This is a genomic window from Meridianimaribacter sp. CL38, from assembly GCF_004328055.1.
Lineage (GTDB): Bacteria > Bacteroidota > Bacteroidia > Flavobacteriales > Flavobacteriaceae > Gaetbulibacter_B > Gaetbulibacter_B jejuensis.
This window is the reverse complement of the sequence record NZ_QKWS01000004.1, coordinates 33,730-52,223: the sequence shown is the minus strand read 5'-3', so window position 1 is coordinate 52,223 and position 18,494 is coordinate 33,730. Positions and strand designations below refer to the sequence as shown.

Genomic DNA, 18,494 nt, shown 5'->3' with positions numbered 1-18,494 from the left:
TAAAATGTATAAAATTACAAATATAACTTTAGCAGGCATCTGGTTTATAAACGGATTGTTTTGCAAGGTTTTAAACCTAGTACCTAGACATGAACAAATTGTTGCAAATATTTTGAGTGAAGACTATTCTAGACCTCTAATTATAACGATAGGATGTCTAGAAATTGCTATGGCGTTTTGGGTTCTATCCAATAAATACTCAAAATTTAATGCTGTTGTACAAATTGTAATCATTGCAAGTATGAACATTTTAGAATTCGTCATCACTCCAGAACTATTACTTTGGGGAAAATTCAATGCTTTGTTTGCCTTTATCTTAATCATTGTTATTTACTACAATCAATTTCACTTTAATAAGACACATCATGAACTTATCAAATCTTAAAAATCACCCTTTTGGCGTAGAAGCCTTTTTTGAAAGCTCGATTGTATTGGCATTTGCTGTTCCAAAAGAACAATTGGAGCCATTAATTCCTGATTGTTTACAGTTAGATACATTTCAAGATAGATGGGCTTTTGTAGCTGTCGCTATGGTGCAAACCAAAAATTTACGCCCTAAAGGATTTCCAAAGTTTTTAGGCAATGATTTTTTCTTAATAGGTTACCGCATTTTTGTTCGCTACACTACAAATCAAGGCAAACGCTTACGTGGATTGTACATTATAAAATCTGAAACCGATAAGAAAAAAATGGCTTTTATGGGCAACATATTTACCCATTACAATTATACAACCACTGATATTACAAGGGTACAAAACAATAGCAATGTTGAAATCACCTCTAAAAAATCAAATTTTAAAATCAATTATAGTGAAGATAATGAAGCGGTTGGTTTGCCTAAAAATTCACCATTTTTAAACTGGAAAGAAGCAAGACGATTTGCTGGACCACTACCCTTTACATTCACTTATAATGAAAACAAAAAAGAAGTCTTAATCATTGAAGGTGTAAGACAAAACTGGAAGCCAAAACCACTAAAAGTGAATGATTACAACTTTGAGTTTATCAATACTCTAAAATTAAAAAACCACAAACTAGCAAACGCATTTATCATTGAACAAATACCATATTACTGGAAAAAAGGAAGAAAAGAATTATGGAAACAAAACGAAGACAATTTCAAGGCGTCCTTAACATTTTAAGCTTTAACAGGCATTTTTATGCTATTGGAATTACAATACTAGCTACTATTATATCAAGTCAGTTATACTTTCAGTGGTCACAATCACTATTATGGGTAATCATAGGTCTGTTTTTATATGGATTATTGATGCCACTGATAGTTTCGGCTTACGTATTTGATTTTTCAGGTTACTATAATTTTGATTGGTTAAAGCCTTTACAACTTAAAGATTCAGAAGAAAAACTAGTGTTAAATATCAATGCAGGTTTTGATGAAACAAGTTACATTCTGAAAAAAAATCTCCCTAAATCAAAACTTCAAGTATATGATTTTTATAATGCTGAACAACATACAGAGCCAGCAATTGTTAGAGCTAGAAAAGTAAGCCTAACCTACCCTAACACGTTACAAATAAAAACCAATCACATGCCGCTTAAAACCGATTCGGTTGATTATGTTTTTCTACTTTCAGCAGCTCATGAAATTCGTTCTTTTGATGAAAAAGTTCAATTTCTAAAAGAGTGTCACAGAGTTTGCAAACCTAACGGAAAAGTCATTATGGTAGAACACTTACGAGACTTCCCAAACTTTTTGGCATTCTCTGTTGGGTTTACACATTTCTTTCCAAAAAATCATTGGGAAAAAGCTTTTAAAACTGCTGGTTTCAATACATTCAACGAAACAAAGTTTACACAGTTTATGTCAGTATTCAACTACCAATCTTAATAAATATATTATGATAATTCATCTAAAAATAGTCGGTTACCTCATGCTTGTATTAGCTTGCATTCACATTGTTTTTCCAAAGTATTTTAATTGGAATAAAGAGCTAAAACATTTGAGTTTAATTAATAACCAAATGATGCGAACACACACATTTTTTATAGCACTCACTGTTGGTTTAATGGGACTATTATGCACTACATCAGCATTAGAATTAACAGAAACTGCTTTAGGTAAAAAAATCACATTAGGGTTAGGAATATTTTGGAGTATCAGACTATTGTTTCAATTCTTTGTCTATTCCTCAAAATTATGGAAAGGTAAACTATTAGAAACCTCGATTCATATATTGTTTTCAATGATGTGGTTATATTTTAGTATCACCTTCTTACTAACATATTACATGAATAAGGGATAGAAATAAAATTTTTAGCTATTTTTGACTAAATACTTGAAAAAGAAACATGCCTAACCATACACTAAATCCTGATAATTGGATTGACAACTATTCCGATTATCTTTTTAACTATACCATATCGCGTGTAAACGACCGTGAAATGGCTAAGGATTTGGTTCAAGACACTTTTTTTGCCGCATTAAAATCAATGAAAAACTTTAAAGGCGATGCCAACGAACGCACATGGCTTATTGCTATTTTGAAGCGAAAAATCATTGACCATTACCGCAAGATAAACTCTAAAAAAGGACAAGCTGAAGTGCGTATGTCTTACAACTCCGATGAAGCTGAAGGCGATTGGCTTGAAGAACGTGTTTCGGATCCATTTGATAAAACAGCGGAAGACAAACTTGAAAACGAGGAGTTAGGCGATGCTATTTACAACTGTTTAGGTAAACTTCCTGAAAAACAAGCTAATGTTTTTAAAATGAAAACCATAGAAGGATTAGATACTGAAACTATTTGTAATGAATTAAACATTACTGCGTCTAACCTTTGGGTAATTATCCATAGAGCCAGAAATGCTATGGCTGAATGTTTAGAAGAAAATTGGTTATAATAACAACAAATGAAAAAAAGTGTACTGTTTATATCGTGCGAAGAAGCAAAACAAATTTGTGATAAATCACAATATGGAGATGCTACTTTTTGGGAAAGAATAAAGCTTACAATACGCTTATCTTGGTGTAGAGTAACAAGAGCTTATACAAAACGAAATAAATCGCTTACAAAAACCATAAAGTTTTCGGATGTGGAATGCTTAAAAAAAGAAGAACGTCAAGCACTTAAAGATCAATTAAGTCAGCAGTTGAAAAACCAAAACTAATAGCAACCACAAAACAGGAATGCCTTCTACAAAAAAGGCACTGTAATATTTTGATTGTTCTTTTTTAGCCAACACAACACTTAGCAAAGTAATTGCAGTAACTACCAATAAAACCAGTAGATTCATTAACTGCATATCATCTTTTAAATAGTCCAAAAAGAAGAGCACCATAAGTAACAACACACCTATCACTTTAGTTTTTTTAACTCCTATTTGCTGCGGAATTGTTGCTAGCTTTACACTATCATATTGTAAATCTCTTATTTCAAATGGTAACATCAACACGAGGACAAATACAAAACGCTGAATTGCTGTAATACTCACATCCCAATTCATTAAAAAATCTGCATTCGCAAGCGGCAAAAACACAGTAACACCACACCAAACTAAAGCTATCACATACACCTTAAGACCACTTAAACTTCTTAAGTTTTGTTTCTCATCAAGAAAAATCTTTTTGGGTAAAAATGGGATTGCATATAAAAATGTAACAACTCCAAAAACTGAGATATATACTAATGTTGTTTGCTCCAACTGCAAGACATAATAACACATCAATAAAAAACAAACCAACGAGAATAATTGAATATATTTCAACCACGTTGCCAAACTTCTATGATGAAACTTTGCTAAGCCAAAAAACTTCACAAAATTATATCCTGTAATGGAAGCAAAGAAGATGAAAAAAAGGACATTTTTATCATAAGGCAATTCAAACTCTAAAAGTGTAATCCACGCTAACGAAAACACTGATAAAGCCACATGAATACTGCTATTGATATAAAAATCAAAAATACGCTTCAAAACCTTCATATAACAAAAATAGTCAAAGTGTTAATAACAGTTGTATTTGGTTAAAAACTTTCATTTTCATTAACAAAAAAACATGAATAATTCCGTAATTTTGCGCTTCAAAACACAACATAATTTTAATGAATACAAATGCTTTCGCACTTCGTCATATTGGTCCTAGAGAAGACGACCAAAAAGAGATGCTAAAAACCCTTGGTGTTGACTCTTTAGAACAACTAATTTACGAAACCATTCCTGATGATATTCGCTTAAAAAAAGAATTGAATCTAGATGAACCAATGACCGAACATGAATACAATATTCATATTCACGAATTATCAAAAAAGAATAAGGTTTATAAAACATACATAGGTTTAGGATACCACCCAACTATTTTACCTGCAGTTATTCAGCGTAATATTTTAGAAAATCCAGGTTGGTATACAGCTTACACACCTTACCAAGCCGAAATTGCTCAAGGTCGTCTAGAGGCTTTATTAAATTTCCAAACCATGGTTACAGACCTTACAGGTATGGAAATAGCAAATGCATCTTTACTTGACGAAAGTACTGCTGCTGCTGAAGCTATGAGTTTGTTATTTGCAGTAAGAGAACGCGACCAAAAGAAACAAGGCGTTAACAAGTTTTTTGTTTCTGAAAATATATTACCGCAAACGCTGTCTTTACTAGAAACAAGATCCACTCCTATTGGTGTAGAAATTGTAGTAGGCAATGAAGATGAGTTTGATTTTTCTTCGGAATTTTTTGGAGCTATCCTTCAATATCCTGGAAAAAACGGAGAGGTTACTGACATAAAATCTTTCATTTCAAAAGCTAACGAAAACCAAATTAAAGTAGCTGTAGCTGCTGATATTTTAAGTTTAGTTAAACTGGAAGCTCCTGGACAATTTGGAGCTGATGTTGTTGTAGGTACTACCCAACGTTTTGGAATCCCAATGGGTTATGGTGGACCTCACGCAGCATTTTTTGCAACTAAAGAAGCCTACAAACGTGATATTCCTGGTCGTATTATTGGTGTAACAAAAGACACTAATGGCAACAGAGCATTACGTATGGCATTACAAACACGTGAGCAACACATTAAGCGTGACAAGGCAACATCAAACATTTGTACTGCTCAAGTATTATTAGCTGTTATGGCTGGAATGTATGCAGTATATCACGGTCCTAAAGGGCTTAAATTTATCGCTAACAAAGTTCACAATTCAGCCTCAACACTAGAAAAGGCATTAAAAAAATTAGGTTATAAGCAAGCTAATACTTCTTACTTTGATACGCTTCAAATAAAAACTGATGCTAAAAAACTTAGAAAGATTGCTAAAGAGAAAAAAGTAAATTTCTTCTATCCTGATGATAACACAGTAACTATTGCGTTAAACGAAACAACATCAGTAAGAGATTTAAATTATATTATTGCTGTTTTTGCAAAAGCGGCTAAAAAAGAGGCTTTCGAAATTTCTTCAATTTCTGAAGACGTTAATATTGCTGAAGATTTACAAAGACAATCAGACTTTTTAACGTTAGATGTTTTTAACACTTATCACTCAGAAACCGAGTTGATGCGTTATATAAAATCTTTAGAGCGTAAAGATTTATCATTAAACCACTCGATGATTTCTTTAGGTTCTTGTACTATGAAACTTAATGCAGCTGCTGAAATGTTGCCTTTAAGTATTTTTAAATGGGCAAACATTCATCCTTTTGTTCCTAAAAAACAAGCTGAAGGTTATCTTACGGTTTTAAAAGAACTAGAAGATCAACTTACTGAAATCACTGGTTTTGCAGCTACTTCCTTACAACCAAACTCTGGTGCTCAAGGTGAGTTTGCTGGACTTATGGTTATAAAAGCATATCACGAATCTCGTGGAGATCATCACAGAAACATTTGTTTAATTCCGTCGTCTGCACATGGCACCAATCCTGCAAGTGCAGTAATGGCAGGAATGAAAGTTGTAGTTACTAAGTCTACTGACGAAGGTAATATTGATGTTGATGATTTACGTGAAAAAGCCGAACTACACAAAGACAATTTGTCTTGTTTAATGGTCACTTACCCTTCAACACATGGTGTTTACGAATCTGCCATAAAAGAAATTACTAAAATCATCCATGATAATGGCGGACAAGTTTATATGGATGGAGCAAACATGAACGCTCAAGTAGGGTTAACAAACCCTGGAAATATTGGTGCAGATGTATGTCACCTTAACCTTCATAAAACGTTTGCTATTCCTCATGGTGGTGGAGGTCCTGGAGTTGGACCTATTTGTGTTGCTAAACAACTTGTACCTTTCTTACCAGGAAATCCAATAGTAAAAACTGGTGGTAAAAAAGCTATTACAGCTATTTCAGCTGCACCTTTTGGTTCTGCGTTAGCATGCTTAATTTCTTATGGATATATTAAAATGCTTGGTGCAGAAGGTTTAACTCAAGCTACCAAAATTGCCATTTTAAATGCCAATTATATCAAACATCGTTTACAAGGAAGTTTTGACACACTGTATTCTGGGGAACGTGGTAGAGCAGCTCATGAAATGATTGTAGATTGTAGAGCATTTAAAGCCAACGGAATTGAAGTGGTTGACATTGCAAAACGTTTAATGGATTATGGGTTCCATGCACCAACAGTATCTTTTCCTGTGGCAGGAACAATGATGATTGAACCTACTGAAAGTGAAAGTAAAGCTGAAATGGACCGCTTTTGTGACGCTATGATTTCTATTAGAAAAGAAATTAGCGAAGTTTCTAAAGAAGACGACAATAATGTCTTAAAAAATGCACCTCACACTTTAGAGTTAGTTACCTCAGACGAGTGGTTACTACCTTACTCTAGAGAGAAAGCTGCTTTTCCTTTGGACTATGTAAAAGACAATAAATTTTGGCCTTCTGTAAGACGTGTTGACGATGCTTATGGAGACCGTAATTTAATATGCACTTGCGCTCCAATTGAAGAATATATGGATGCATAATACGATGTTGAACATCGTAAAATAATCAGATAATAAAGACGCCTTTAATTTACAGCTAGTATATTTGTTATATTAGTAAAAATTAAAGGCTTTTTTCTTTTATGAATATAAAAATTACAGGTACTGGAAGCTATATCCCTGATACCATTGAAAAAAATGAAAACTTTCACCAACACCAGTTTTTAAACACTGATGGCTCAGAAATTAATCATCCTAACGAAGTTATTGTTGATAAATTTAAAGCCATAACTGGTATTGCTGAACGTAGATATGCAAAACACCATTTAACAGCATCTGACCTTGGGTTCTTTGCTGCCGAAAAAGCTATTGCTAACGCAAACATAGACCCTGAAACTCTAGATTATATCATAGTATCACACAATTTTGGTGATGTTAAACACAACACCATTCAAAGTGACATTTTACCATGTTTAGCAGCAAGAATAAAACACAGCTTGCGTATTAAAAACCCAAAATGCGTTGCCTATGACATTCTTTTTGGTTGTCCTGGTTGGGTAGAAGGTGTTATACAAGCTAATGCATTTATTAAGGCTGGTATTGCAAAACGTTGCTTAGTTATAGGAGCTGAAACTTTATCGAGAGTGGTTGATAAGCACGATAGAGACTCTATGATTTACAGTGATGGAGCTGGCGCAACAATTATAGAAGCTACTAATGATGAAGGCGGAATTTTAGCACACGAAAGTGCTAGTTTTACTTATGATGAAGCTTACTATTTATTCTTCGGAAACTCAAACAATCAAGACCTTTGTAGAGACACACGTTACATTAAAATGGATGGTCGTAAAATTTACGAATTTGCTTTAAGCAATGTTCCAAGTGCAATGAAAGTCTGCTTAGATAAAAGCGGAATTGACATTAAAGAGGTGAAAAAAATATTCATCCATCAAGCTAATGAAAAAATGGACGAAGCCATATTAAAACGCTTTTACAGACTCTACAAAACCGATATTCCTGAAGGTATTATGCCTATGAACATTCAAAAATTAGGTAATAGTTCTGTTGCAACTGTACCTACACTTTTTGACTTGGTAAAGAACAATAAATTAGAAAATCATAGTCTTACAAAAGGAGATATTATTATGTTTGCAAGTGTTGGTGCAGGAATGCACATTAACGCTATTGTTTACAAATATTAATAATACTTCCACTGTTGTGGAAAGAAGCTATGTACGAAGGAAAATTTCCACACAAGAGATATAAAATAACTTTAGAGTTCTTAAAAAAGCATATTAAAACACCTGCTTCTGTTTTGGATTTAGGTGTAGAAAACCCATTTACAGAAATTATGAAAGCAAATGGGTTTTCTGTTGAAAACACTTCTGGTATTGATTTAGACGAAGACACCTCTGAAATTGAAAACGCCAATACTGATGTGGTAACTGCTTTTGAAATTTTTGAACATTTGCTTTCACCTTATACTGTTTTAAAGTCTATAAAATCAGATAAATTAGTAGCTAGCATTCCTTTAAAATTATGGTTTGCTTCTGCTTACAGAAGTAAAACCGATATGCGAGATCGTCATTACCATGAGTTTGAAGATTGGCAGTTTGATTGGTTATTAGAAAAAACAGGTTGGAAAATTATAGACTCTAAAAAATGGACCAATCCAACAAAAAAGATAGGTATTAGACCAATATTACGTTGGTTTACGCCAAGATATTACATTGTTTATGCTGAAAGAGTTTAACTTTGAATACTTAATATTTCAAATTTTTGAACTTTTATATCGTCATACCAGCTTATAATGAAGAAGATTGCATTGCGCAAACTTTAGAGTCGTTAGTTAATCAATCGGTTTTACCTAGAAAAGTGGTTGTAGTTAACGATAACTCTACAGACAAGACCGAAGCTATAGTCTCTTCTTTTTGCTCAAAACACTCCTGGATAACCCTTGTAAATTACAAATCCTCTAACACTCATCTTCCGGGTTCAAAAGTAATAAACGCCTTTTACCAAGGCTACAACACGCTAGACGACAACTACGATGTAATTTGTAAGTTTGATGCAGACATTATTCTCCCTACCAATTATTTAGAGTGTATAAAAATGGTTTTTGAAAGTAATAAATCTGTTGGAATTGCTGGAGGTTTAGCCTATATAAAAAAAGATCATGAATGGGTTTATGAAAACATTGCCAACAAAACGCATGTTCGTGGACCATTTAAAGCTTACCGAAAAGCTTGCTTTAAAGCTATTGGTGGTTTAAAACCATCTATTGGCTGGGACACTGTAGATACTTTACTCGCTAAATACCATAATTGGAAAGTGGTTGTTGACGAGTCGCTTTGTGTAAAGCATTTAAAACCCACAGGAAATAGTTACAATAAAGCCTCTAAACATTTACAAGGTGAAGCCATGTATAAAATGCGTTATGGTTTTGTAATTACATTAATTTCGGCATTAAAACTATCTTATAAAAAAAGAAGTTTTGCTCTATTTAAAAATTACTTAGTAGGCTATTTTAAAGCCAAAAAAGAACGTAAAGCGTTCTTAGTTTCTAAAGATGAAGGGAAATTTATACGACAACTTCGTTGGAAAGGAATAATAGGCAAACTCAAACAATAAGCTTAAAAAAAGTAGGTATTATAGCAACACTAAAGACATTTTTTCAATCAAAACTCCACGCTTTGTAACTACTTGAAGCCTCTAACCTATTTTCAATAGCGTCATCTAGTTCTGGAAAAAAATCAATTCCTGTTAACGCTTCTAAAGAATCTACCGAAACCACAAACTCATACAATGGTTTATTAGAGTTTTCATGAGGCATCAAAAACGCTATCATTTTTGTATTACCAGTATTATCATCAATAAGCACTTTGTAAAACTGATTAGGAACCGCTACGCGCTCTTCTCCTATAGTTTTTAAATTGCCTTTTAACACACCTCCAGAAATCACATATACGCCATCATACTTACTAGCCCAATAACGCACTTTTTGCTCTAAAGTATTCCAAATACCAGAATTAAACGCATGCTTTTGCGGACTAATATTACTGGTTAAAAATGTTTCATCATGAACATATTTACTGTATTTTCTATCTCCTGCAGGACATAAATGCCCTCGATCATACCCTGACTTTTTATAATTGCGCCAATGTGCTGCTCCAGTTTTTACAGCTTTATCAATTTCAAAATATGGTCGTTTAAAATTAGTATTTGATAAATGCGATTTTTTCAACTCATAAGCTACCCATTCAGCTTGCTCGTGAGGTTCACTGTAAGATAGCGAGTAACTTTCATGATGTACTATTTGTCCTGTTGTGCTTGTTGGCAAAAAGTATTCGTTAGTATCTGTTTTTACAGTTTCTCCTTCAGATACTATTTCGGCTACTTCTTGTTCTTTTAAAAAGTGTTCGTAGCCATAAATACCTATGACAATAAGTACAACAATAATGGTATATAATCGTCTTTTATTCAAACTAATCTAAAACAAACCCTAAAGGTTGTCCTGTTGCACCATTAGGAAAACTAATACCTAAAAATGCCGAAATTGTTGGTGCAATATCTGGTATTACGGTTTTTTGAAATGTTTCTCCATGCTTAATTCCTTTTCCGAAGAATAATAAAGGCACATGTGTATCATAATTTAACCCACTACCATGAGTTGAACCTGTTTTACTGTATGAAATATGTGCTGGATTTGGCACTACCAAAATATCTCCAGAACGTCTTTGATTATAACCTTTTTGAAGTAATTGCTCTACTCCTGAGTCAAACGACATTGTACTCATTGTTTTAGATGAATACACTTTATATACATTTTCATAAGTAATTAACTCATCAACGATAGCCTCTTGTACATCATCTAAGTCTAAATCTAGAGTTTTTAGTTTCTCTCTATTTAAAAATATTTGATCATTGCTTACATTTTCAACTAAATCAGACGCTCCAAACTTAGCAGTCATAAACTCATTAAAATCAGCTTTAGTTTTTGAGTTATTCAAATACCCAGCAGGAATTTTAACCGATTGTAAATATGAAGGCACATCAACAGCTCCATGATCTGCTGTTAAAAATACAGTGTATTCTCCTTTACCAACTGTCGCATCTAAGTGATTAAATAATCGCTCTAAGTCTTTATCTAGTCTAAGGTATGTATCTTGAACTTCTTTAGAATTCACACCAAAATTGTGCCCAACATAATCAGTACTTGAGTAACTTAAAGCCAAAACATCAGTGATACTATCTTTACCCAATTGTTCTCCATCAATTGCAGCTAAAGCAAAATCTGTAGTAAGGTCGTTTCCATAAGCAGTTCCTTTAAGGATATCAAAACCTCCATTAGAGTCTTTTAAAGCAGCCAAGTCATAAGGAAAAGTTGCTGTTTCCTTACCTTTAAACCCTCCTTCAAAATTGTTTAAATCGCTACCGCTTTCAATATAAGTATTGATATCGTATAAGGTATTCCAAACTTTAAAATAAGATTGCGCAACATTTGAATTATTAAAATCCTTAACCCATTGCGGAAGATCGTTCATGTAAAAAGTACTCGATATCCATTTTCCTTCATTTTTACCATGAAACCAATACGCTGCATTAGCAGTATGTCCTGCAGGTAAAATTGCTCCTCTATCTTTCATTGAAATACCAATGGTCTTTCCTCGCATTTGAGTAAACAATCTATTTTCATCAGCAAAACTGGTTGTTAACATGCGTTGTGGTGACATTTTTCCAGAAGAACTTGTTGTCCCTACTGATTCCACCGTGTCATCTCCTGCACAGTACACCATTTGTTTAGCATCTTTATCATACCAATCATTAGCAATTATACCATGATATTTTGGTGTAGTTCCTGTATAAACCGATGCATGTCCTGGTCCTGTTTTTGTCGGAATGTAGTTGAAATGGTTGTTCTTACAGTTAAACCCTTCGTTTATCATTCGTTTAAATCCACCTTCTCCAAAACGATTATAAAAACGTGTTAAGTAATCGTATCTCATTTGGTCAACTACAATACCTACAACCAATTTTGGTCTTGAAGTTAAATCATGCTCATACTGAGTTTCTATCTCTGTAATTTCATGTTGGGCTTTACATGATAGAGTAATTGCTAATAATACTAATAGTGTTAAATGTCTTTTCATTGTTGTGATTTGTAAACGAAGCCCAAAAATACAGATTTTAAAACATCATAATTTAAAATTAAGGTTAAATACCTGTAAGTTTTTTTTACTTTAGCAGTAACAAATTATACTATGACGTACCTTCATAATATTGGTAAATATTTTTTGATGATTGCTGAAATGTTCCGCAAGCCTACGAAGTGGAGCGTAATGAAGCAGTTGATATTAAAAGACATTGACGATTTGGTTATTGGCTCTTTAGGTATTGTTGCATTTATAGCCTTTTTTGTTGGAGGCGTTGTTGCAATACAAACGTCATTAAACATCAACAACCCTTTAATACCAAAATACCTTGTTGGTTTTGCAACTCGACAATCGATAGTACTAGAATTTGCTCCAACGTTTATCTCTATTATTATGGCTGGTAAAGTGGGTTCTTTTATTACCTCAAGCATAGGAACTATGCGAGTAACCGAGCAAATTGATGCTCTAGAAGTTATGGGAATTAACTCGTTAAACTATCTTGTTTTCCCTAAATTCATTTCGCTTATGCTTTATCCTTTTGTGATTTCCATTGCAATGTTTTTAGGCGTTCTTGGTGGTATGGCTGCATGTGTGTATGGCGGTTATGGTACTTTAGAAGATTACGTTATAGGTATTCAAACAGATTTTATTCCTTTCCATATTACATATGCGTTTATAAAGACTATAGTTTTTGCTTTTATTTTAGCAACCATACCTTCATTTTATGGATATTACATGAAAGGTGGAGCTCTTGAAGTAGGTAAAGCCAGCACAACCTCGTTTGTTTGGACTAGTGTTGTAATTATTCTCTTAAACTTTTTACTAACCAGTTTGTTATTAGGCTAATGATAGAAGTTAAAAATTTACATAAATCGTTTGGAGAAGCTCATATTTTAAAAGGAATTACAACCTCTTTTGAAAAAGGCAAAACCAATCTTATTATTGGACAAAGTGGTTCTGGTAAAACAGTTTTTTTAAAATGTTTGTTGGGTTTATTTGATTATGAAGAAGGCTCTATTGCTTACGAAGGAAAAATATTTAGCAAGCTAAGTCCTGATGAAAAACGAAATTTAAGAGCCGAAATAGGCATGGTATTTCAAGGGAGTGCACTTTTTGACTCTATGACGATTGCCGAAAATGTAATGTTCCCATTACGTATGTTTACTAAACAAAGTAAAAGTGAAATGCAAGATCGTGTAGATTTTGTGCTTAAGCGTGTTAATCTTGACGATGCTCACAATAAAATGCCAAGTGAAGCTAGTGGTGGAATGCAAAAGCGTGTTGCCATTGCTCGTGCTATTGTAAACAATCCTAAATATTTATTTTGCGACGAACCTAACTCTGGTTTAGATCCTAAAACTGCAATTGTTATTGACAACTTGATACAAGAAATTACTGACGAGTATAACATTACTACTGTAATAAACTCCCATGATATGAACTCAGTGATGGAAATAGGTGAAAAAATTGTGTTTCTTAAAAACGGACTAAAAGAATGGGAAGGCTCTAAAGACACTATTTTTAAAACTGACAACGAAGCAGTAACAAACTTTGTATATTCTTCTGAATTATTTAAAAAAGTACGAAGAATGTACTTAGAAGAGAATAGCTAAAAAAACTATTCTCTCTTTACACTTATTTTTTCAGTTTTAAGAGTTTGCTTTAACCAAGCTAGTAACTCACCTTCTTTTACTAAAGCAATACTATCACTAACGTTGGTTTTCCATTTAATATTAGCAATTGTTACTGTATCTACTTTTATAAAGTCTTTAGACTCTAGTCTTTTTGAATATCCAAAATAGTCTAAATCAGAAAACTTAATTTTAGCATCTTTAGCTAAACTAGAAAATGCAACCGCATTTGAAGTGTTATTAGTTTCTAACTGACCATTTAACCCAGAAATGGTTTGTTGTAATTCTCTTATCTCTTGTTCTAGACCAGAAATAATCATGTCTTTTCTATCTAGTTCATTAATAGCTCTATCGTAAGCATCAGATAATTTATCAAAGCTTCTGTTTTTGTTTCCAAAGAACTCAAGTGTAAAATCACTGATATTATTGTATTGTTTCAACTCGTTTCTTAAGTCAGTTTCAGTAGCTTCAGATATTTCACCATTAAAGTAAAGTGTTATTTTTTTATCAGTATAATGAGGTATTCCTTTTTGATACCAAAGGTCGTTATTAGATTTCACCTCATTTTCAATAAAACTCTCATAATCTCCTTTTAACCTTGTCTCTGTAATAAAATCTATAAAACTTAATGTTGGCCAAATCATTACTACTATAGCAATTAACGACGCTAACTGAGCAATACGTTTTCTCTTTTTAGAGTTTGCATATCTAAGCATAGGAAAACGCAACACTTTTAACACTATAAAAGTGGCAAGAGCAATAAATATAGTATTAATGGTAAATAGGTTCATTGCTCCTAGGAAAAACTCCCAGTTATGTGCTAGTCCATAACCTGCTGTACATAAAGGAGGCATTAAAGCTGTTGCAATAGCAACACCAAAAATAACTGATGCTATTGTTCCTTTTTTAGTCCTAGCTATAATTAAAGCTGCTCCACCAAAAAAAGCGATTAACACATCTCTAATATCTGGTTTGGTACGTCCAAAAATCTCATTGGTTTGTATATCAGCAGTTGGAAAGAATTTAAAAAACAAAAAGGCTGTGAGTAAACTCAACACAATCATTATCGCTAAGTTTATCAATGACTTCTTAAGTGTATCAATATCGTTGAGTGCAATAGACATACCAATACCTAAAATAGGACCCATTAATGGAGAAATTAACATGGCACCAATAACAACAGCAGGAGAATCAGCATTTAGTCCTACTGAAGCCACCATTATTGAGCACACCAAAATCCAAGCCGTAGCGCCTTTAAAAGGAATATCGGCTTTTATAGCAGCAATAGTTGCGTCTCTATCTGTATCGTCTCTAAAGTCTAGAAGCTCACTTAAAAAGTTAGATATACTAGCAAAAAGACCTTTTGCATCTTTTCTAACAGCTTCTTTTTTCTCTTCTACAGCTTTGTCTTTATCTTTTTGTATTTGCTCGTCTTCAGAGAAGTTAAATTTACTTTCGTTGCTCATATCTTTAAAATTCCAACCTTGTAATAATTTAATCTAAAATAATTACTTTATGAACAATTAACCATAAGACTCTCCAAATTTTTCTTTCACATTTTGAAGTACCTTTTTGATGTCTTGTTCTTTTGCTTTAGGGAAGATAAGCAAAACTTCGTCTTTATCAACAATTATGTAATCTTTTAAACCGTCAACAACTACAATTTTATCTTTTTTACTTCTAATCATATTTCCCGTAGCATCTTCAGTCAAAGTTTTAGCATTCACAACTGCATTATTATCAGAATCTTTATCTAGTTTATCATAAAGACTTCCCCAAGTACCAAGGTCGTTCCAATCAAAAGTTGCTGGCAACACAAACACATTTTCGCTTTTTTCCATTATGGCATAATCCACTGAAATATTCTCTGCTTTGGCATAATTTTCTTGAATAAAACCATCTTCCAAATCGGTATTATAAGCCTCAATTCCTGTTTCAAACAAACTATACAATTCTGGTTGATTGCTTTTAAAGGCTTTAATCACACTTTTTGCACTCCACATAAAAATACCTGCATTCCATAGGAAATTTCCTTGTGCTATGAATGATTTGGCAGTTTCATAATCTGGTTTTTCTCTAAACTGATTTACTGGTTTTATATCTTGATTAGACGATTTATCAAACTCTATATAACCATATCCTGTATTTGGAAAAGTAGGTTGAATACCTAAAGTCATTAAGGCATCGTTTTGTTCACAAAACTCAAAGGTTTGCTTTACATTTTGTGTAAATGCGTTTTCGTCTTCTATCCAATGGTCACTTGGTGCAACAATCATTACTGCATCAGGATTTTCCTTTTGAATTTTTAAAGATGCATATAAAATACAAGGTGCTGTATTTCGCATTGCAGGTTCTAAAACTACTTGACGTTTTGTAACATCTGGCAACTGCTGAAACACCAAATCGTTGTAACGCTCATTGGTAAGAATAAAAATATTTTCTTTTGGAATAAGCTCAGACAATCTATTAAAAGTTTTTTGTATAAGTGTATCACCAGTACCTAACATATCATGAAATTGCTTTGGATACTCTTGAGTACTTACAGGCCAAAATCTGGAACCAACTCCACCTGCCATTAATATTGCATAATAATTCTTATTCATTGTTATTAGTTTAGTAATTCTACTTCTGCGTTTGGATTAAAAAGATATACTTTTCCTGATTTTACCTCAACACACTCAAAACGCTTTCTGCGCTTTTCTCCTTTTAAAAACATCCTGCCATTGTAAAGCTTAAATGTTTTACCCAAAGGTACTTCAAAAACAAATGTTTTATCATTAGGTTCGTCAAATTGCTTTAATGCTAAGGCCAATGGTGCATCTGTATCGCTAGATGCCTTTGGGTTTTTAAAGTGTTTTGCTAATAGAGGTAAAAGCTCATTTGGGAAAACGTTAGGGTTTAAAAACGGTAGCATCAATTTCTGAAAGGTGTGCTTCCACTCTACTCCATGAGGTTTTATAAAGCGTCCAAACTCTTTGTATGCTTCAAAATGTGCTATCTCATGAATAAGTGTAATTAAAAACCTAAACCTATTCAAGTTAGAGTTTACAGTAATTTGATGTGTTCCATTTGGTAAACGTTTATAATCTCCATGTCTGGTTTTACGTTCATTCTTCACCTTTACAGTTAAATGGTCATGGTCTAAAAGCTCTAAAACTTTTGGGAGTGCACTTTCTGGAATATAATTTTGAAGTGTGTTTTGCATCGCAACAAAAATAAAGGATTTGTATTTAGTTTTTAAAAAAAATAAAGACATAAATTCGTCATTATCTGATAAAACCATTAATTTTCTTGTTCTGATTTAAAAGCTGCTTTTATTATGAAAAAACAATTGACAAAGAACGACAGCGATCAACTACTTAAAATTCTCAAACTACGTTTTGAAAAAAATATGCAAAGACATAATAGTATTGAATGGGACAGTGTACAAAAACGACTTGAAGAAAACCCTGAAAAACTATGGTCTATACAGCAAATGGAACAAACAGGAGGCGAACCTGATGTTGTATATTTTGACTCCAAGACAAATGAATATTTGTTTTTTGACTGCTCAACTGAAAGCCCTAATGAACGTAGAAGCTATTGCTACGACTTTGAAGCTCAAGAATCTCGTAAAAAATTTAAACCCGAAAACAATGCCATTGATGTAGCCAAAGCAATGGGAATTGAATTATTAACCGAAACACAATATAGAGCTTTACAGCAATTAGGAGATTTTGACACCAAAACATCTAGTTGGATACAAACTCCTGAAAATATTAGAAAACTTGGAGGTGCTCTTTTTGCTGATTTTCGTTATGATACTGTTTTTGTTTATCACAATGGAGCACAATCTTATTATGCAGCAAGAGGATTTCGTGGTTGTTTAAAAGTGTAGAAAAGTCCTCTAGTTATTTTCTAGAGGACCAACCTTTTTATTTTTTTATTCTTTTTTTAATCACAAAGAATAATAAACTACCTAAAATAATAAACGGCCAAATATGAATGATTCCTAACACAATGGTTTCTATAAAATTCCAACCAAAAACTAAGCCTTCTTTAGTTTTGCTCCAAAATGATTTTTTATAACTCGTTGGCTCTTCTTTGTAATCAACCGTTTCATATAAATCTATTTGTATGGTACTGTAAGCTACTTTGTTGGTTAAGTATTTAAGTCGTCCTTGTTCGCTTTCAATCTCTTCTTGTATCACACGAAGTTTTTCTTCGGTTGCTAAAATTTCTTCAACTGTTTTGGCTTTTTGTCGTAATATGGTTTCATACCTTTGTTTTACTTCTAGTTTGGCTTTTAATCTGGTTTCAATATCAATGTACTCTTCGGTGACATCTTGTGTGGTAATATTCTCATACTCTACAAATTCAACAATTGCACTTATGGAGTCCATCATAGCATCAAAATGCTGCTGAGGCACTTTTACAGTAAACCTGTTTTCGATTCTGTATAAATCGTTTTGAAATCTTAAGTCGGAAATATAAGCGTCAAAGTTTAAAGCAATTTGCTTTATTTTCTTCGTTGCAACCTTTACATGCTTTACCTTATATCTGGCATTTGCCGACTTAATAATTTTTAGGTTGTTAGGAATTGTACTTGTTGATGGTTCGGTTTTTGAAGTTACAGCCTCATACTCTTCTGACACAGCAGTATCTGCTACTGATACATTTTCTTTATAACTTTCATTTTGACATGCTGAAAGCAGCATAACAAATAAACTTATAGTTATAATTTTAAATACTGATTTTAATGGATTTGCGTTCATAATTTTATATTTTTAAAATTTACATAGCAAACCTATTAAGCAATACCATTTTTATATTGTAAAGCTGTAGAAAAGCTTTTGTAAACT

20 protein-coding genes are annotated in these 18,494 nt (G+C 32.9%); 13 read left to right on the top strand and 7 right to left on the bottom strand.

Annotation, left to right across the window (positions count from 1 at the left end; translation table 11 throughout):
* Window positions 1-4: 4 nt before the first annotated feature.
* The 6 genes from DMZ43_RS10470 to DMZ43_RS10445 are packed head-to-tail and all read left to right on the top strand — an operon-like array spanning window position 5 to window position 3,129.
* Window positions 5-385 carry a DoxX-like family protein gene (locus DMZ43_RS10470; RefSeq protein ID WP_131508093.1) on the top strand — a complete coding sequence of 127 codons (381 nt, stop codon included), beginning with the start codon at window positions 5-7 and terminating at the stop codon, window positions 383-385.
* Window positions 366-1,142: a DUF2071 domain-containing protein gene (locus tag DMZ43_RS10465; RefSeq protein WP_131508091.1), complete on the top strand. Its 777-nt coding sequence runs from the start codon at window positions 366-368 to the stop codon at window positions 1,140-1,142. Before DMZ43_RS10470 ends, DMZ43_RS10465 begins: the two co-directional genes overlap by 20 nt.
* Entirely contained in the window at window positions 1,097-1,849 is a 753-nt protein-coding gene (locus DMZ43_RS10460) for a class I SAM-dependent methyltransferase (protein ID WP_131508089.1), read from the top strand. The genes DMZ43_RS10465 and DMZ43_RS10460 overlap by 46 nt, the downstream gene beginning before the upstream one ends.
* Before the next feature lie 10 nt (window positions 1,850-1,859).
* Window positions 1,860-2,264 carry a hypothetical protein gene (locus DMZ43_RS10455; RefSeq protein WP_131508087.1) on the top strand — a complete coding sequence of 135 codons (405 nt, stop codon included), beginning with the start codon at window positions 1,860-1,862 and terminating at the stop codon, window positions 2,262-2,264.
* A gap of 46 nt (window positions 2,265-2,310) precedes the next feature.
* Entirely contained in the window at window positions 2,311-2,862 is a 552-nt protein-coding gene (locus tag DMZ43_RS10450) for a sigma-70 family RNA polymerase sigma factor (RefSeq protein WP_131508085.1), read from the top strand.
* Between the two features lie 9 nt (window positions 2,863-2,871).
* Window positions 2,872-3,129, top strand: coding sequence for a hypothetical protein (locus DMZ43_RS10445; protein ID WP_129761471.1), 258 nt, complete (start codon window positions 2,872-2,874; stop codon window positions 3,127-3,129).
* On the opposite strand, the gene DMZ43_RS10440 is transcribed toward DMZ43_RS10445, so the two are convergent.
* Entirely contained in the window at window positions 3,100-3,942 is an 843-nt protein-coding gene (locus tag DMZ43_RS10440) for a hypothetical protein (RefSeq protein WP_131508083.1), read from the bottom strand. The two genes, DMZ43_RS10445 and DMZ43_RS10440, sit on opposite strands and share 30 nt — an antisense overlap.
* 119 nt (window positions 3,943-4,061) lie before the next feature.
* Here DMZ43_RS10440 and gcvP point away from each other — a divergent pair, with 119 nt between their 5' ends.
* The 4 genes from gcvP (at window position 4,062) to DMZ43_RS10420 (ending at window position 9,500) form a co-directional block, all read left to right on the top strand.
* The gene (gene gcvP / locus DMZ43_RS10435; protein WP_131508081.1) at window positions 4,062-6,911 is read left to right on the top strand and encodes an aminomethyl-transferring glycine dehydrogenase; all 2,850 of its coding nucleotides are present in this window, start codon (window positions 4,062-4,064) and stop codon (window positions 6,909-6,911) included.
* A gap of 101 nt (window positions 6,912-7,012) precedes the next feature.
* Entirely contained in the window at window positions 7,013-8,071 is a 1,059-nt protein-coding gene (locus DMZ43_RS10430; protein WP_131508079.1) for a 3-oxoacyl-ACP synthase III family protein, read from the top strand.
* A 29-nt stretch (window positions 8,072-8,100) separates the two neighbouring features.
* Window positions 8,101-8,622: a methyltransferase domain-containing protein gene (locus DMZ43_RS10425; RefSeq protein WP_131508077.1), complete on the top strand. Its 522-nt coding sequence runs from the start codon at window positions 8,101-8,103 to the stop codon at window positions 8,620-8,622.
* A 26-nt stretch (window positions 8,623-8,648) separates the two neighbouring features.
* Window positions 8,649-9,500 carry a glycosyltransferase family 2 protein gene (locus DMZ43_RS10420; RefSeq protein ID WP_131508075.1) on the top strand — a complete coding sequence of 284 codons (852 nt, stop codon included), beginning with the start codon at window positions 8,649-8,651 and terminating at the stop codon, window positions 9,498-9,500.
* Between the two features lie 43 nt (window positions 9,501-9,543).
* Here DMZ43_RS10420 and DMZ43_RS10415 read toward each other — a convergent pair whose 3' ends face one another.
* On the bottom strand, window positions 9,544-10,353 hold the full coding sequence (locus tag DMZ43_RS10415; RefSeq protein ID WP_131508073.1) for a DNA/RNA non-specific endonuclease: 810 nt from the start codon (window positions 10,351-10,353) through the stop codon (window positions 9,544-9,546).
* A gap of 1 nt (window position 10,354) precedes the next feature.
* On the bottom strand, window positions 10,355-12,019 hold the full coding sequence (gene pafA / locus DMZ43_RS10410) for an alkaline phosphatase PafA (RefSeq protein WP_131508071.1): 1,665 nt from the start codon (window positions 12,017-12,019) through the stop codon (window positions 10,355-10,357).
* 111 nt (window positions 12,020-12,130) lie between these two features.
* Here pafA and DMZ43_RS10405 point away from each other — a divergent pair, with 111 nt between their 5' ends.
* Window positions 12,131-12,868, top strand: a complete 738-nt coding sequence (locus DMZ43_RS10405) for an ABC transporter permease (protein WP_129761479.1) — start codon at window positions 12,131-12,133, stop codon at window positions 12,866-12,868.
* The gene (locus DMZ43_RS10400; protein ID WP_131508069.1) at window positions 12,868-13,635 is read left to right on the top strand and encodes an ABC transporter ATP-binding protein; all 768 of its coding nucleotides are present in this window, start codon (window positions 12,868-12,870) and stop codon (window positions 13,633-13,635) included. The genes DMZ43_RS10405 and DMZ43_RS10400 overlap by 1 nt, the downstream gene beginning before the upstream one ends.
* A 5-nt stretch (window positions 13,636-13,640) precedes the next feature.
* Here the strand turns inward: DMZ43_RS10400 and DMZ43_RS10395 are convergent, their stop codons facing one another.
* Genes DMZ43_RS10395 through DMZ43_RS10385 form a run of 3 tightly spaced genes read right to left on the bottom strand, consistent with a single transcriptional unit; the run spans window position 13,641 to window position 16,858 of the window.
* A complete protein-coding gene (locus tag DMZ43_RS10395) occupies window positions 13,641-15,119 on the bottom strand; it encodes a DUF389 domain-containing protein (RefSeq protein ID WP_131508067.1) in 1,479 nt (492 codons plus the stop codon).
* 57 nt (window positions 15,120-15,176) lie between these two features.
* On the bottom strand, window positions 15,177-16,256 hold the full coding sequence (locus DMZ43_RS10390; protein WP_131508065.1) for a mannose-1-phosphate guanylyltransferase: 1,080 nt from the start codon (window positions 16,254-16,256) through the stop codon (window positions 15,177-15,179).
* A gap of 5 nt (window positions 16,257-16,261) precedes the next feature.
* Window positions 16,262-16,858: a SprT-like domain-containing protein gene (locus tag DMZ43_RS10385; protein ID WP_131508602.1), complete on the bottom strand. Its 597-nt coding sequence runs from the start codon at window positions 16,856-16,858 to the stop codon at window positions 16,262-16,264.
* Between the two features lie 114 nt (window positions 16,859-16,972).
* On the opposite strand from DMZ43_RS10385, the gene DMZ43_RS10380 reads away from it, so the two are divergent.
* Complete coding sequence (locus tag DMZ43_RS10380) at window positions 16,973-17,530, top strand: DUF4256 domain-containing protein (protein WP_131508063.1); 558 nt, start codon at window positions 16,973-16,975, stop codon at window positions 17,528-17,530.
* Between the two features lie 37 nt (window positions 17,531-17,567).
* Here DMZ43_RS10380 and DMZ43_RS10375 read toward each other — a convergent pair whose 3' ends face one another.
* Entirely contained in the window at window positions 17,568-18,407 is an 840-nt protein-coding gene (locus DMZ43_RS10375; protein ID WP_131508062.1) for a DUF4349 domain-containing protein, read from the bottom strand.
* Window positions 18,408-18,494 lie beyond the last annotated feature (87 nt).

What these genes read in the sequence shown, in the direction of transcription:
- DMZ43_RS10455 (WP_131508087.1), top strand. Translation starts at nt 1,860, where the DNA reads ATGATAATTCATCTAAAAATAGTCGGTTACCTCATGCTTGTATTAGCT.
- DMZ43_RS10425 (WP_131508077.1), top strand. Translation starts at nt 8,101, where the DNA reads ATGTACGAAGGAAAATTTCCACACAAGAGATATAAAATAACTTTAGAG.
- DMZ43_RS10450 (WP_131508085.1), top strand. Translation starts at nt 2,311, where the DNA reads ATGCCTAACCATACACTAAATCCTGATAATTGGATTGACAACTATTCC.
- DMZ43_RS10375 (WP_131508062.1), bottom strand. Translation starts at nt 18,407, where the DNA reads ATGAACGCAAATCCATTAAAATCAGTATTTAAAATTATAACTATAAGT.
- DMZ43_RS10445 (WP_129761471.1), top strand. Translation starts at nt 2,872, where the DNA reads ATGAAAAAAAGTGTACTGTTTATATCGTGCGAAGAAGCAAAACAAATT.
- DMZ43_RS10380 (WP_131508063.1), top strand. Translation starts at nt 16,973, where the DNA reads ATGAAAAAACAATTGACAAAGAACGACAGCGATCAACTACTTAAAATT.
- DMZ43_RS10395 (WP_131508067.1), bottom strand. Translation starts at nt 15,119, where the DNA reads ATGAGCAACGAAAGTAAATTTAACTTCTCTGAAGACGAGCAAATACAA.
- DMZ43_RS10465 (WP_131508091.1), top strand. Translation starts at nt 366, where the DNA reads ATGAACTTATCAAATCTTAAAAATCACCCTTTTGGCGTAGAAGCCTTT.
- gcvP (WP_131508081.1), top strand. Translation starts at nt 4,062, where the DNA reads ATGAATACAAATGCTTTCGCACTTCGTCATATTGGTCCTAGAGAAGAC.
- DMZ43_RS10460 (WP_131508089.1), top strand. Translation starts at nt 1,097, where the DNA reads ATGGAAACAAAACGAAGACAATTTCAAGGCGTCCTTAACATTTTAAGC.
- DMZ43_RS10440 (WP_131508083.1), bottom strand. Translation starts at nt 3,942, where the DNA reads ATGAAGGTTTTGAAGCGTATTTTTGATTTTTATATCAATAGCAGTATT.
- DMZ43_RS10400 (WP_131508069.1), top strand. Translation starts at nt 12,868, where the DNA reads ATGATAGAAGTTAAAAATTTACATAAATCGTTTGGAGAAGCTCATATT.
- DMZ43_RS10390 (WP_131508065.1), bottom strand. Translation starts at nt 16,256, where the DNA reads ATGAATAAGAATTATTATGCAATATTAATGGCAGGTGGAGTTGGTTCC.
- DMZ43_RS10470 (WP_131508093.1), top strand. Translation starts at nt 5, where the DNA reads ATGTATAAAATTACAAATATAACTTTAGCAGGCATCTGGTTTATAAAC.
- DMZ43_RS10430 (WP_131508079.1), top strand. Translation starts at nt 7,013, where the DNA reads ATGAATATAAAAATTACAGGTACTGGAAGCTATATCCCTGATACCATT.
- DMZ43_RS10385 (WP_131508602.1), bottom strand. Translation starts at nt 16,858, where the DNA reads ATGCAAAACACACTTCAAAATTATATTCCAGAAAGTGCACTCCCAAAA.
- DMZ43_RS10405 (WP_129761479.1), top strand. Translation starts at nt 12,131, where the DNA reads ATGACGTACCTTCATAATATTGGTAAATATTTTTTGATGATTGCTGAA.
- pafA (WP_131508071.1), bottom strand. Translation starts at nt 12,019, where the DNA reads ATGAAAAGACATTTAACACTATTAGTATTATTAGCAATTACTCTATCA.